11 protein-coding genes are annotated in these 13,492 nt (G+C 53.3%); 2 read left to right on the forward strand and 9 right to left on the reverse strand.

Annotated features, from left to right (window positions below; all coding sequences use genetic code 11):
- Positions 1-148: 148 nt before the first annotated feature.
- A complete protein-coding gene (locus CLV58_RS15070) occupies positions 149-1,177 on the forward strand; it encodes a PorP/SprF family type IX secretion system membrane protein (RefSeq protein ID WP_106138662.1) in 1,029 nt (342 codons plus the stop codon).
- Between the two features lie 88 nt (positions 1,178-1,265).
- Here the strand turns inward: CLV58_RS15070 and CLV58_RS15075 are convergent, their stop codons facing one another.
- The 8 genes from CLV58_RS15075 to CLV58_RS15110 form a co-directional block, all read right to left on the reverse strand.
- Positions 1,266-2,504 carry an aspartate kinase gene (locus CLV58_RS15075; RefSeq protein WP_106138663.1) on the reverse strand — a complete coding sequence of 413 codons (1,239 nt, stop codon included), beginning with the start codon at positions 2,502-2,504 and terminating at the stop codon, positions 1,266-1,268.
- 89 nt (positions 2,505-2,593) lie between these two features.
- On the reverse strand, positions 2,594-4,528 hold the full coding sequence (dxs, locus tag CLV58_RS15080) for a 1-deoxy-D-xylulose-5-phosphate synthase (protein WP_106138664.1): 1,935 nt from the start codon (positions 4,526-4,528) through the stop codon (positions 2,594-2,596).
- Positions 4,529-4,715: 187 nt separating this feature from the next.
- A complete protein-coding gene (locus CLV58_RS15085; RefSeq protein ID WP_106138665.1) occupies positions 4,716-5,636 on the reverse strand; it encodes a rhomboid family intramembrane serine protease in 921 nt (306 codons plus the stop codon).
- A gap of 2 nt (positions 5,637-5,638) precedes the next feature.
- Positions 5,639-6,367 (reverse strand): rhomboid family intramembrane serine protease, encoded by a 729-nt coding sequence (locus CLV58_RS15090; protein ID WP_425443527.1) that lies wholly within the window; start codon positions 6,365-6,367, stop codon positions 5,639-5,641.
- Positions 6,368-6,460: 93 nt separating this feature from the next.
- Positions 6,461-8,491 carry a DNA mismatch repair endonuclease MutL gene (gene mutL / locus CLV58_RS15095; RefSeq protein ID WP_106138667.1) on the reverse strand — a complete coding sequence of 677 codons (2,031 nt, stop codon included), beginning with the start codon at positions 8,489-8,491 and terminating at the stop codon, positions 6,461-6,463.
- 179 nt (positions 8,492-8,670) lie between these two features.
- Entirely contained in the window at positions 8,671-10,071 is a 1,401-nt protein-coding gene (gene lpdA, locus CLV58_RS15100) for a dihydrolipoyl dehydrogenase (RefSeq protein WP_106138668.1), read from the reverse strand.
- A 102-nt stretch (positions 10,072-10,173) separates the two neighbouring features.
- Complete coding sequence (locus CLV58_RS15105) at positions 10,174-10,626, reverse strand: type II toxin-antitoxin system VapC family toxin (protein ID WP_245882339.1); 453 nt, start codon at positions 10,624-10,626, stop codon at positions 10,174-10,176.
- The gene (locus CLV58_RS15110; protein ID WP_106138669.1) at positions 10,616-10,849 is read right to left on the reverse strand and encodes a hypothetical protein; all 234 of its coding nucleotides are present in this window, start codon (positions 10,847-10,849) and stop codon (positions 10,616-10,618) included. Before CLV58_RS15110 ends, CLV58_RS15105 begins: the two co-directional genes overlap by 11 nt.
- Before the next feature lie 198 nt (positions 10,850-11,047).
- Here CLV58_RS15110 and prfB point away from each other — a divergent pair.
- A protein-coding gene (prfB, locus tag CLV58_RS15115; RefSeq protein WP_146141442.1) for a peptide chain release factor 2 occupies positions 11,048-12,128 on the forward strand; the annotation gives its coding sequence in 2 pieces (ribosomal slippage) (positions 11,048-11,107 and positions 11,109-12,128; 1,080 coding nt in all).
- A 150-nt stretch (positions 12,129-12,278) separates the two neighbouring features.
- Here prfB and lhgO read toward each other — a convergent pair.
- A complete protein-coding gene (gene lhgO, locus CLV58_RS15120) occupies positions 12,279-13,478 on the reverse strand; it encodes an L-2-hydroxyglutarate oxidase (RefSeq protein ID WP_106138671.1) in 1,200 nt (399 codons plus the stop codon).
- Positions 13,479-13,492 lie beyond the last annotated feature (14 nt).

The raw sequence follows: 13,492 nt of genomic DNA on the forward strand, positions 1-13,492 counted from the left end.
GAGGTACTAAAATTTTATCCGCCCGGCGGAGGAAACAGCACGGCAAAATCCGTTAGCTTTAAGGCTGGTCTGTTGGTTATCTATACCAACTTATGTTGACTAGTGTTGCAACCGCGAAGTTGGTCCAACTGTTGCTTTACGACTTCTTATGTTTAAGAAATACCTGTCTGTAGTACTGTTTTTTGTGTCGGTTCGGCTCGCCATAGCGCAGGACCCACAGTTTACACAGTTCTATGCAGCACCCCTTTATCTCAACCCTGCCTTCGCCGGATCGGCTTACGCACCACGCCTGACGGCAAACTACCGGAATCAGTGGCCGGCCATCACCAGCTACGTCACGACCATGGTTGGCTTCGACCATTATTTCGATCGTATCAACAGTGGCGTGGGCCTGATTATCAATAACGACAATCAGGGACAGGGCCGCATTCAGGCTACCGAGATAGGTCTGCAATATGCTTACCAGTTTCAAATCAGCGAAACATCGACCGTACGGCTTGGCCTACAGGGATCGTATGTTAACCGGAACATCAACTATTTTGGTCTGACCTTCGGCGATCAGTTTAACGACAGAGGGTTCATATCGGGTAGTGTCACAGGCGATCCGATAGCGCAGGGCGGCTTTCCCAAGAACAAATACCTCGATTTCTCGACGGGTGGGCTGGTTTTTTCCGATTGGTATTGGGTTGGCGTATCGGCGCACCACATCAACCGGCCCGATCAGGGCTTCTTTGTCAGTGGCCGGAGCCGCCTGCCGATGAAAGGGAGTATTCATGCCGGGCTACGTATTCCACTCAACGGTGTTACAGGCCTCTCCGACGAACTGGACCGGGAGATTAGTATTTCGCCGGTAATTCTCTACAAGTTTCAGGGCAAGTACGATCAGCTTGATCTGGGGGCTTATCTGACGTATTCGCCCATCACCATTGGTGCCTATTACCGTGGTATTCCCTTCAAGAAATACGAGCCAACGATCAACAACAATGATGCAGTAGCCCTGCTGGCAGGTTATCGGGTCGACAAGTTTTCGATCGGCTACAGTTATGATGCCACAATTTCGTCGCTGAGCGGTAGCGGTGGCTCGCACGAACTGTCGCTGTCGTACATTTTCGACAAGCCCGAGCGTCGTACCGGTGTCCGCCGGCGCGACAAAAAGCTGCCCTGTCCAAAGTTCTAGAAACGGTTTTCGGTTTTCAGTATACGGTTCACGGTAACGTGTACACGACCAGCTACTGTAACCCGTATACTGGAAACCGAACACTGACCTAAGCTTCTTTCACCACCAGTTGCACCGTATACCGGCTTTTCTGCTCCAGCAACAGGCGCTTGTTGACCAGTACCCGGTCGATCGTGCTTTGGTCATAGTAGCGAATCGTGATCAGCTCCAGGCCGTCGTTGTAGCTAACCTGGAAATCCTGTCGGAGCATGTCGAGCAGGGATTTGATGCGAGTTTGATCGTTATCAACGACGACCGAGAAGCTGATCGCTGTATTCTGCATCAGATTGATCTTCACCCCCGCCTGCGCAAACCGACCGAAGATTCGGCTTAGATTATCTTCGGCAATGAACGAGAAATCGGTCGGGTGCAGCGAAATCAGTAGCTGATTGACCTTGAAGATAAACGACGGGGTTGTCAGGTGCTGCCCGATATCACCGATCATCGTCCCCGGTGCCTCGGTGTCGATGAATGAACGGACGTAGAGCGGAATATGCTTGTTTTGAAGCGGCTTGATCGTCTTGGGGTGAATGACCGTTGCCCCGTAATACGCCAGCTCAATGGCATCCTGATAGGTGATTCGCTGCAACAGTACGGTATCGTCGAACCACTTCGGATCGGCATTCAGTACCCCCGGTACATCCTTCCAGATCGTCACGCTTTCCGCGTTTAGACAGAAAGCGACAATAGCCGCAGAATAGTCGGACCCTTCCCGCCCCAGCGTCGTAGTTCGACCGTCAGCTGCCTGCCCGATAAACCCCTGAATAATGGAGACCTGCTGTTTATCGACCGCGTCGATGATCCGCTTCTTCGTCTCTGTCCAGTCGACTTTACCTTCCCGAAACGTAACGTCGGTACGGACGAGCTGACGAGCATCCAGCCACCGGGTCGGTATGCCCGCACGTTGCAGATGAGCCGCGATGATCTGGGTCGACAACACTTCGCCGAGCGACACGATTTGGTCGTATACCTCATCGGTACCGCCAGCAGGGGCCGACGTCGTCAGCGACTCAAGACCAGCCAATGTTTGGTAGACGGCCGAAAAATCGCCGGTTAGTCCGGCCATGATTCCTTCGTGATAGGCCCGGACCTGCGTCAATTTGGCGTCGACCGTTGGACGCTCGTTCGCAATCCACGCCCAGACCAGTTCTTCCAGTGCGTTCGTCGTCTTCCCCATCGCCGACACGATCACCGCCGATTTCATACCCTGTTGCCGAACGATTCGAGCCAGATTCTGAACGCCCGCAGCATCCTTCACCGATGCCCCACCAAACTTGAATACTTTCATATATCAACAAAACAAAGACAGGATTACAGGATTGGCAGGATGATATTTTCAAATCCCGTCAATCCCGTAATCCTGTCAGAAATCGTTTATCAGATTACTACCGTGCGGCCGGTAAATATCAGTTCGCGAACGGCATTCGCTATACCTTGTGGATCGAAGCCGCACTCGTTGTGAAGCTGAATCTGCTCGCCGTGTTCAACGACGGCATCCGGAATACCGAGCCGCTTTACCCGAGCCATATAGCCGTGATTTGCCATAAACTCCAGTACAGCGCTACCAAAACCACCCATCAGACAGCCGTCTTCTACGGTCAATACCTTGTCGAAACGGCTGAAGATCTGATGCAATAGTGCTTCGTCCAGCGGTTTCACGTACCGCATATCATAATGAGCTGGCTGAATACCTTCTTTTGCCAGCATCGTAACAGCGTCCACCGCGTAATTACCGATGTGGCCAATGGTCAGTATCGCAACCTCTTCGCCCTCACTGACTAGTCGGCCTTTACCGATTTCCTGCGCTTCGAACGGTGTTTTCCAGTTGGGCATAACCCCTTCGCCACGGGGATAACGAATTGTGAACGCATGTTTACCCTGCTGTACTTTCTCCGACTGGGCCGTGTACATCATGTTCCGCAACTCCTGCTCATTCATCGGCGCAGCGACGATCATGTTTGGAATGCAGCGCATGAAGGCGATGTCGTAGGCTCCGTGATGCGTCGGCCCATCGGCACCGGCAAAGCCAGCCCGATCAAGACAGAAGATCACGGGTAACTCCTGAATGCAGACGTCGTGAATGACCTGGTCGTACGCTCGCTGCATAAACGTCGAATAGATATTGCAGAACACAATTTCGCCCTGCGCAGCCATACCGGCCGAGAACGTAACGGCATGCTGTTCGGCAATACCTACGTCGAACGCCCGCTTCGGCATGACTTTCATCATGATGTTCATTGACGAACCCGACGGCATAGCTGGTGTCACGCCCACGATAAGTGGGTTTTGCTCTGCCAGCTCGACCAGCGTATTCCCAAACACATCCTGGTATTTGGGCGGCTGGGGTGTGTCGTACACTTTCTTCTGAATGACCCCCGTCACCTTGTCGAACAGACCCGGCGCGTGCCATTTGGTCTGATCTTTTTCGGCTGGCGCGTACCCTTTCCCTTTTACGGTCAGTACGTGTAGCAGTTTCGGGCCGGGAATTTTTTTCAGATCGTCCAGCACACTCGTCAGATGATCGATGTCGTGACCATCGATCGGGCCGAAGTACCGCAGGTTCAGCGACTCGAACAGGTTACTCTGATCCAGCAGCGACGATTTGATGCTCGATTCGACCTTCGATACGATCTCTTGTGCGCTCTTACCGAACTTACTCATTTTACCGAGCAGGTTCCACACTTCCTCCTTGACCTTGTTATAGGTTTGCGAGGTCGTAATGTCCGTCAGGTACTCACGGAGAGCGCCTACGTTTGGGTCGATGCTGATGCAGTTGTCGTTGAGAACGATCAGCAGGTTACTGTCGGTAGCACCAGCATGGTTCATTCCTTCAAACGCTTCGCCAGCCGTCATGGCACCATCGCCAATTACGGCGATGTGGTGCCGCTCGTGATTACCCTGAAGCTGGGAAGCTACAGCCATGCCCAAAGCCGCTGAAATCGACGTCGACGAGTGCCCTACGCCGAACGCGTCGTACTCGCTTTCCTTGCGTTTGGGAAAGCCGGACAGGCCTTTATAGAAGCGGTTCGTATGAAATTTCTCCCGCCGACCGGTCAGGATTTTATGCCCGTATGCCTGATGACCAACGTCCCAGATGAGTTTGTCGTCGGGCGTGTTGAACACATAATGCAGGGCGACGGTCAGCTCAACTACCCCTAGACTGGCCCCAAAGTGCCCGCCGAAGACAGACACATCATCGATAATAAATTGGCGAAGCTCGTCGGCGAGCTGGAACAAACGGGATTTATCGAGTTTGCGAAGGTCGTCGGGCGTGTTGATGGTGGCCAGTAGTGGGCCGGGGGTGATCAGCATGATACGTGACTAATAAGTATCTGTGTGACAACAACAACCGTTTGGTTTGCAATGTTCACCACGACGGATTTGCCGTGTTGTTGGCGTAACGAAAGTAGTGCAATTTCCGGAATATATAAATAAACGAAGCCCTCACCCGCCTGGATTCGCGCAAACGGTGTGAGGGCTTATCTTATTTTAGTACCGATCAGTTGCGTTGACTGGCCCGGAATAACTTCTGCTTTTCTTCCCGGGTCAGACTTTCGTAGCCCGATCTGGAAATTTTGTCCAAAATCATATCGACTTCGTCCTGATCGGGCGTGTTAACCGAGGTGCTGGTGCTTCCGGCGGCATAGCTACTCGTAGCAGCACCGGCGCTACTCCGCTGCCGGTACGATACACGCACGGGTGGCTTGGGCCGTACCAGATTGTTCCAGGATTCCATCACCCAATAAATTGGCCGGCCAATGTCGGTTCCGTTCTGAAGCATTTTTACGTAAGCGAAGCCGAGAACGGCCCCACCCAGATGGGCCAGGTGCCCGCCCGCGTTAACCCCAGCTGTTTGCGCAAACGACAGAATAATAAAGAAGAAAACGATGTATTTAATCCGAACGGCTCCGAGAAACAGCAGGTGAAATGTGTAATTCGGCAACAGGGTTGCAGCCCCAACAGCGACCGCATACGCAGCCCCCGATGCACCCAGCATCAGTGCGGTATCGGCCTGGTGCTGAAAATACGGAACCGTGTTATAAATAGCCAGGTAAAGAACCCCGCCGGCCACACCGCCCATAAAGTACAGCCCGACCAGCCGCCGGTTACCCAGATATTCGTCAATCAGCCGCCCAAACCAGTACAGAAACAGCATGTTGTACAGGATATGGAAAATATCGTCGTGGGCGAAGAAGTACGTAAACAGCGTCCAGGGTTTGTGCAGAAAGGCCTGGATGCTGCCGGGAATCATGATTTGCTGCCGGATCAGGTAATACATCCCCTGATTGTCGGCCATCATGAATCCGATCTTAGCCAGCAGCAGCAGTAAAAAAACAACTGTATTGACTAGTATGATCTGCACCAACGTGTTGTTGGGCTTGTTGAATTCGCTCCGAAAATCATCAAACAACCCGCTCATTCTTAGTAAAACGTTTTCCGTTGTGAATTCCAGTATTTAACCAGTATATACGCAAATAGCATTCCACCGATATGGGCGAAGTGTGCTACGTTATCGCCTGACTGCTGATAGACGCCCGAGTACAGTTCGAATGCCCCGTAAAGGATAACGAAGTACTTCGCTTTGATTGGTATAGGCGGAAACAATAAAAGTAGCTCAGTGTTTGGAAACAGCAGCCCAAACGCCATCAACACACCAAATATCGCACCCGACGCGCCAACCATCGGCTGATCGACCTGCTGCCCGAACAATTTATTGACGATTTTCAGGCTACCCTGCACGTAGTCAGGGTTTGTCGGCTGTGCCTGATAGCTATCAATGAACTGAGACAGGTTGTCGTAGTAAACACCCGCATGTTCCGTAATAAACGCCGAAAAACCGTCGGGAGTCGGGTTGGCCCGGTAGTCACGCACAGCTTCATATACGGCAGATACCTCGTAATAGTTAACCCCGGAGAACAGCAGGGCCGCCCCCAGTCCACAGAAAAAGTAAAAAAACGTAAAGCGTCTCGGCCCCCAGTAGCGCTCCAGCATCGGCCCGAAAACGATCAATCCGATCATGTTGCTGAAAATGTGCCCCAGTCCGCCGTGCAGAAACATATGGGTCAGCAACTGTATGGGATTGAACAGGTCGGACAGAAACGAGTGAAGCCCGTACAACTCTACAAGATTCGGGTTAAAAGACGTAATCATATACGCGATTACGTTCAGAATCAGGAGTGCACGAACGACTGGGGTAATATTATTGAACATTCCGTTTTAGTAAGACAATGTACTTCTTTTAACTTATTTCAACGCGAACAGTCCCGCAATTTTATCTAACGACAAGACCGTCATGATGGATTCCCCGCCGGGCGTATAACTTGGATTGGCAGACGCAAACAACTGATCGACCAGCGCGCGTCGTTCGGGTACACTCAGTCGAATGACGTGCCGTTGAGCCGACCGCCGGGCCAACGACCGGGCCATCGACTCCTGCCGGTTGAGTTTGAGCCGGCCGGTATCTTCGCGCAGTTGCGCCAGCAAATTAGCAAACAGTTCTTCCTCTTTCTCACCCGTCGTCTGCGTCGGCACCCCCCGAATGATAAACGTGTTATGCCCAAGTTCATCGAACTGAAAGCCAAGACTGGTCAGTTCGTCGCGCAGATCGAGCGCCAGTTGAAAATCGACCGGCGATAACGAAATCGTTTTGGGAAACAGGAGTTGCTGCGACGAGCCATTACGCTTGGTCAGCGACGCGTGGAACTGATCGTACAGTATCCGTTCATAAGCCCGGCGCTGATCGATCAGCATCATCCCTGATTTGACCGGTGCCAGCAGGTAGCGATTTTGCACCTGTACAATCGCTTCGTCGTCGACCATGTCGGGCGCAACCTCCTCCCGCTGATTGGCCCGACTACCAATGCGGATCGGCTCACTAACGGGTTCGGGAGTCGACGCTGTCGGCATTGGCGCAGCGGGCTTTGTGGATACAGGCCCCAGCCAGTCACCAGTCGCTGTAGTTTCCTTCTTCGGATTTTTGTCGGATACGCCTTCGAACAACGCCTGCCAGTTATTGACCGACGGTTTGGGCGGCACATCGGCCTTGCGTGATGGCATATCGAAGCTTCGCCCGGCGGCCGTATCGAGCGATTCGTTGCGCAGCGGCTGGGGTTTGTCGGTTTTCTCCGCCGGTTGGCTGGCGGGTGCAGCCGTTCCCGACATCCACGACGGCGTGATGGGTTTCGGAGCTGCGTCAGGCGTATCTGCCGATCCGTCCTTCGGTCTGGCCCCCCGACCACCCGACAGGAAGTTGACGTCGGAATCGAAGTCGAGCGATGGTGCCAGGTTGTAAACGCCAACCGCTTTTCGAACCGCTGCCATCATAATAGCGTATACCGACCGCTCGTCGTCAAACTTGATCTCCGTTTTCGTCGGGTGAATATTGATGTCGATGTGTGACGGGTCGATGTCGATGAACAGCACGTAGAACGGATGACTGCCTTCGGGCAATGTGCCCTCATACGCGCCGATGACGGCGTGGTGCAGGTAGTTGTGTTTGATGTACCGGTTGTTGACGAAGAAGAACTGTTCGTTGCGGGCCTTCTTCGCCGATTCGGGCTTACCGATAAACCCACGCACGGTCACGTACGGTGTCTGTTCCTCGCACTGATTGAGCTGCTCCCGGTAGCTCTTCCCGAACATGTCGATGATGCGACGGCTCAGCTTGCCAGCGGGCAGGTTGTAGATTTCCTGGTCGTTGTGAAACAGCGAAAACGCGACTTCCGAGTTAGCCAGCGCAACCCGCTGAAATTCGTCGATAACGTGCCGCATCTCCACCGAATTCGACTTTAGGAAGTTGCGCCGGGCCGGTACGTTGAAGAACAGATTTTTGATCAGCAGATTGGTACCGGGCAGACAGGAAATCGACTCCTGCGCTTTGATGTCGGAGCCTTCGATTCGGATGAGCGTACCCAGTTCTTCCTCCGCCCGCCGGGTACGCATCTCCACCTGCGCAACGGCTGCAATCGACGCCAGTGCTTCCCCCCGAAATCCCATCGTCTTGATCCGGAACAGATCGTCCGACGAGCGTATTTTCGAGGTAGCGTGCCGTTCGAAGCTCATGCGGGCGTCGGTTTCGGTCATCCCCAGACCATCGTCAATAATTTGGATCAGATTACGTCCGGCCTCCCGAATGATGACCTGAATGGATTTCGCCTTGGCGTCGACCGAATTTTCGAGCAGTTCTTTTACCACCGATGCCGGGCGTTGCACCACCTCCCCGGCCGCAATCTGGTTGGCAATTGAATCGGGCAGGAGTTGAATAACGTTCAGCATAGCGGTCGGTCGGCAGCGCAGGGTGGTTCTGCGTTATTATCGTACAACAAAATTACGCGAAAAAAAAGCCCTTGCCCAACGTAAAATCGAGGGCAAGGGCTTTTCGGTGGACAGTAATCAGTATTCAGTTTACGGTATCGCTCAGACGGCACCCACCGTAAACCGAAAACTGTAAACCGTTACAAGTGTATCGCTTCGCCGTAAGCGGCTTCGGTAGCGTCTTTGATGGCTTCCGACATGGTCGGGTGTGGGTGGACGGCTTTCAGGATTTCTTCGCCCGTCGTTTCGAGCTTACGGGCCGCTACCACTTCGGCAATCATCTCCGTAACGTTGTTACCGATGAAGTGAGCGCCCAGGAACTCGCCGTATTTAGCGTCGAAGATGACTTTCACGAACCCTTCCGGTGTACCGGCCGCTTTCGCTTTGCCCGATGCCGTAAACGGAAACTTACCGACTTTCAGCTCATAGCCCGCTTCACGAGCCGCTTTTTCGGTATAACCCACCGACGCGATTTCGGGCGTGCAGTACGTACAACCGGGAATATTATTGTAGTTCAGCGGTTCGACGTGCGGCAGTCCGGCAATTTTTTCGATGCAGATAATCGCTTCGGCCGAGGCTACGTGCGCTAATGCCTGCCCTTTCGTGCAGTCACCAATGGCATAGTACCCCTGCACGCTGGTCCGGTAGAAATCGTCGGTTACGATTTTACCTTTATCGACGTTGATACCGACCTCTTCCAGACCAATGTTTTCAATATTGGCGACGACACCAGCAGCCGACAGTACGATGTCGACGTCGAAGGTTTTCTCGCCATCGGGCGTTTTGACAAACACCTTACAGCCCTTACCCGCCGTATCGACTTTCGTCACTTCCGACTTGGTGAAGATGTCGATGCCCAGCTTCTTGTATTGTTTGGCCAGTTCTTTCGAGATGTCCTCGTCTTCGACCGGTACTACGTTGGGCAGGAATTCGACAATCGTCACTTTCGTCCCCATGCTGGCGTAGACGTAGGCAAACTCAACGCCGATAGCACCCGATCCGATGACAAGCATCGACTCCGGCCGCTTTTCGAGCGTCATGGCCTTCCGGTATTCAATCACTTTTTCGCCGTCGATGGGGACAGCTGGCAACTGACGGGCTCGCCCACCGGTAGCAACAATGATGTGCTTGCCTTCGTAGGTGGTGGTTTTACCGTCCTTGTCTTTTACGTCGACTTTTTTGCCGGGCTTTACCGTACCGACACCACTGATGATGTCGATCTTGTTTTTCTTCATCAGAAACTGCACGCCCTTGCTCATGCTGTCGGCAACGCCCCGGCTCCGTTTGATGACGGCACCGAAATCGGCCTGTGCTTCGCCCTGTACGGTGATGCCATAGTCGGCCGAATGTTTGATGTATTCAAAAACCTGCGCTGATTTCAGCAGGGCTTTGGTTGGGATACAGCCCCAGTTAAGGCAGATACCGCCGAGGCTTTCGCGCTCAACTACGGCTGTTTTCAACCCCAACTGCGAAGCCCGGATAGCAGCTACGTAGCCTCCCGGTCCGCTACCCAAAACGATTACGTCGTACTGTGAAGCCATTGATTGGTTTTAGTTAGTCTCGGGGTGATTGTCAGCCGACAAGCCAGCCAACGCCCCTGTTTGATGAACGCAAAGGTAGGTCTAAAAGTTGATTTGCCCGGCTTAGGCCAGATCGGCTACCTCACGTACGAGCCGGATGCCTTCACCAGCGCAGGCGTCCACAAAATCAGCGTCGAAACTGGCTACGGCCGGAATCTGATGCAGCTTGGCGGTGGCGATGATGAGCGCATCGTTGGGTAATAGGTTATACTGCTGCATCAGGTCGAGGTAGAGCGGCACGATGCGGTCGTCGGACGGCAGGACTGTAAATTGGCTTAGAAACTCTGCTGGCGGACGATTTATCAGCACAGCAGGTATACGCCCAGCCTGTTGTATGGTCCGGGGTGCCTTCCCCCCGTAAAGCGCAATCCAGTGGAACGTGCATTCACTCAAGACAGTCGAATTGACACATAACTCATACGCATCGTTTTTAGCTAGCCAGTCGAGGAGTTCTGTCTTATTTTGTTTAATGTACTCGACTAGTATCGAACTATCCAGCATGATCCTACTGGTCATATACGTCGTACTTATCTACTTGGTACGTAGAGTTCTTGAAAATACCTTTGTACCGTTGAATAATCTCTAACCGCGACGGTTTGGGCTCGTCTGCCGGTTTGTCGTGCAATGGCCGGATAGTAACCTCTACCTCGGCTTTGTCGACCCCCTCGGGCAGGTCGATGATGAGCTGCGGATTTTCGGTGCGCTCGATGGTTTTAAAATAGTGTTGTACCGCTTCCATAGTCCTGTTGTTTTCAAACAAATATACCGATTCCCCGGAAACGCACTCGCCCGGTGGCTTTGTTCTATCTTTGCGTATTCGTAAACACAGAGAACACGAAGCATAAGCACAGAGATACAAAGCGTTATTCTTTATTTTCTCCGTGAATCCTCCGTTGCTCCGTGTTTAAACCCATTTTCAATCAATCAAGACAAGTTCATGACAACTGATCAGTTGACCGACTTGAGAGCCAGAGTAGAGGCTTTGAGGGGGTATCTTTGACTACGATAACAAAAAGGCACAACTAGCCGAACTCGAACAGCAAACGTTTCAGCCCGAATTCTGGACCGATGCCGCCCGCGCCGAGGGCGTGATGAAGCAGGTTCGGTCGCTGAAAGGCTGGACGAGCGGGTACGAAAAGCTGAATAGTCAGTTTGGCGATCTTGAAACACTGTTCGAATTCTACGAGGCCGGCGACGTTACCGAAGAAGAAGTCAACGCCGAAGGTCGGAACGTGAGTGAAACGCTCGACGAACTCGAACTCAAGAAAATGCTCGGCAACGAGGAGGATCAGCTCAGTGCCGTTCTCGAAATCAACGCCGGTGCCGGCGGTACAGAAAGTCAGGACTGGGCCGACATGCTCTACCGGATGTACATGCGCTGGGCCGAAAAACATGGTTACAGTCTCAAACAGGTCGATTATCAGGAAGGCGATACGGCGGGCATCAAATCGGCAACGATCGAGGTCGACGGCCCACTGGCCTATGGCTTTCTGAAATCAGAAAATGGCGTTCACCGGCTGGTACGCATCTCGCCTTTCGATTCCAACGCCCGACGGCACACGTCTTTTGCGTCGGTATTTGCCTACCCGCTGGTCGATGATACGATTCAGATCGACGTCAACCCGGCCGATATTCGCTGGGATACGTTTCGGTCGGGCGGAGCCGGTGGTCAGAACGTCAACAAAGTCGAGACAGCCGTCCGGCTTCATCACCAGCCGTCGGGCTTGGTCATCGAGTGTCAGCAGGAGCGCAGTCAGCTACAGAACAAGGAAGTAGCGATGCGGCTGTTGAAATCAAAGCTGTACGAGATTGAGGTGCAGAAGCGTAATGCCGCTCGTGCCGAAGTGGAAGCGGGTAAGCAAAAAAACGAGTGGGGGTCGCAGATTCGCTCATACGTGCTAGACGATCGACGCGTAAAAGACCACCGTACCGGCCATCAAACCTCTAACACCGACGCAGTCCTTGATGGCGACATTGACCCATTTATCAAGGCGTTTTTGCTGGAACAGGATGTATAATGTAGAGACGCAATCCGTTGCGTCTCAGCGTGCGACAGCCAGATTCGTCAGACAGACCATCCGGCGGTGAGACGCAACGGATTGCGTCTCTACAAAAGAAAACAGCACCTCGATAGGGTGCTGTTTTTTTATGCTGTCACTGAATTTTGACTAATCGAAGCGGGCGAGGACTTTTTCGGAAACGGTTTGTCCGATGGAAAGTGAGGACGTTGCCGCTGGCGACGGCGCGTTGATGACGTTGATCGCTTTGTCGTTTTCCAGAATGGCGAAGTCATCGAGCAGGCCACCGGTGCGGTCGCAAGCCTGGGCCCGTACCCCCGCGCCACCATCTTCCAGGTCACCTTCCTGAATAGCCGGAATCAATCCCTGCAACGCTTTCGTGAAGGCGCTTTTCGAGAACGATCGGTACATTTCACCAAGGCCCGTCTGCCAGTATTTAGCAGCTACTTTCTGGAAACCGGGCCACGCCAACGTTTCAAAAAACTCTTTCAGATTCACATCCGACTTCGTGTACCCTTCCCGTTGAAAGGCCAGCACAGCGTTTGGCCCCGCTTCGACACCCCCGTGCACCATGCGGGTAAAGTGAACGCCCAGGAACGGGAAGTTCGGGTCAGGAACGGGGTAAATCAGGTTTTTGACGAGATATTCCTTTTCCGGTTTTAGCTTGAAATATTCACCCCGGAACGGCACAATCCGCACGTCGACGGGATCGCGCTGGGTTAGCTGCGCGATCTTATCGGAATACAAGCCCGCACAGTTGACGACGAGCCTGGCTTCGTAGCGATTTTTGTTGGTCACGACTACGGTCAGGGTATTGCCGGGGGTTACCTGCTCGACACGTTCGGCCAGCCGGATTTCGCCACCCAGCTCCCGAAACTTGTCAGCGTAGCGTTCCGACACCTGCTTGTAATCGATGATTCCTGTTTGCGGTACGAACATACCGGCGACACCGGTGACGTGTGGTTCGATTTCGCGCATCTCCCCGACCGACAGTTTTTTCAGACCCGTCAGCCCATTCTGCTGCCCGCGCTGGTGGAGTACGTCGAGTTGCGGCAGCTCCTCCTGCTTCGTCGCGACCACAATCTTGCCGCACAGGTCGTACGGAATACCTTCGGCGTCGCAGAAATCGATCAACATACGGTACCCGCGAATGCAGTTGGTCGCTTTCAGGGAGCCGGGTTTGTAATAAAGGCCGGAGTGGATAACGCCGGAGTTGTGCCCCGTCTGATGCCGGGCAACGGCGGGTTCTTTGTCGATCAGTAAGACCTTGAGCGCGGGCCGCTGTTGTTTGATGCGCAGCGCCGTAGCCAGCCCAACGATGCCACCGCCGATAATCAGTACGTCTGTCATGGATGCGAAACCGG

It is taken from the genome of Spirosoma oryzae, from assembly GCF_003002825.1.
Classification (GTDB): domain Bacteria; phylum Bacteroidota; class Bacteroidia; order Cytophagales; family Spirosomataceae; genus Spirosoma; species Spirosoma oryzae.

What these genes read in the sequence shown, in the direction of transcription:
- CLV58_RS15070 (WP_106138662.1), top strand. Translation starts at nt 149, where the DNA reads ATGTTTAAGAAATACCTGTCTGTAGTACTGTTTTTTGTGTCGGTTCGG.
- CLV58_RS15075 (WP_106138663.1), bottom strand. Translation starts at nt 2,504, where the DNA reads ATGAAAGTATTCAAGTTTGGTGGGGCATCGGTGAAGGATGCTGCGGGC.
- dxs (WP_106138664.1), bottom strand. Translation starts at nt 4,528, where the DNA reads ATGCTGATCACCCCCGGCCCACTACTGGCCACCATCAACACGCCCGAC.
- CLV58_RS15085 (WP_106138665.1), bottom strand. Translation starts at nt 5,636, where the DNA reads ATGAGCGGGTTGTTTGATGATTTTCGGAGCGAATTCAACAAGCCCAAC.
- CLV58_RS15090 (WP_425443527.1), bottom strand. Translation starts at nt 6,367, where the DNA reads ATGATTACGTCTTTTAACCCGAATCTTGTAGAGTTGTACGGGCTTCAC.
- mutL (WP_106138667.1), bottom strand. Translation starts at nt 8,491, where the DNA reads ATGCTGAACGTTATTCAACTCCTGCCCGATTCAATTGCCAACCAGATT.
- lpdA (WP_106138668.1), bottom strand. Translation starts at nt 10,071, where the DNA reads ATGGCTTCACAGTACGACGTAATCGTTTTGGGTAGCGGACCGGGAGGC.
- CLV58_RS15105 (WP_245882339.1), bottom strand. Translation starts at nt 10,626, where the DNA reads ATGACCAGTAGGATCATGCTGGATAGTTCGATACTAGTCGAGTACATT.
- CLV58_RS15110 (WP_106138669.1), bottom strand. Translation starts at nt 10,849, where the DNA reads ATGGAAGCGGTACAACACTATTTTAAAACCATCGAGCGCACCGAAAAT.
- lhgO (WP_106138671.1), bottom strand. Translation starts at nt 13,478, where the DNA reads ATGACAGACGTACTGATTATCGGCGGTGGCATCGTTGGGCTGGCTACG.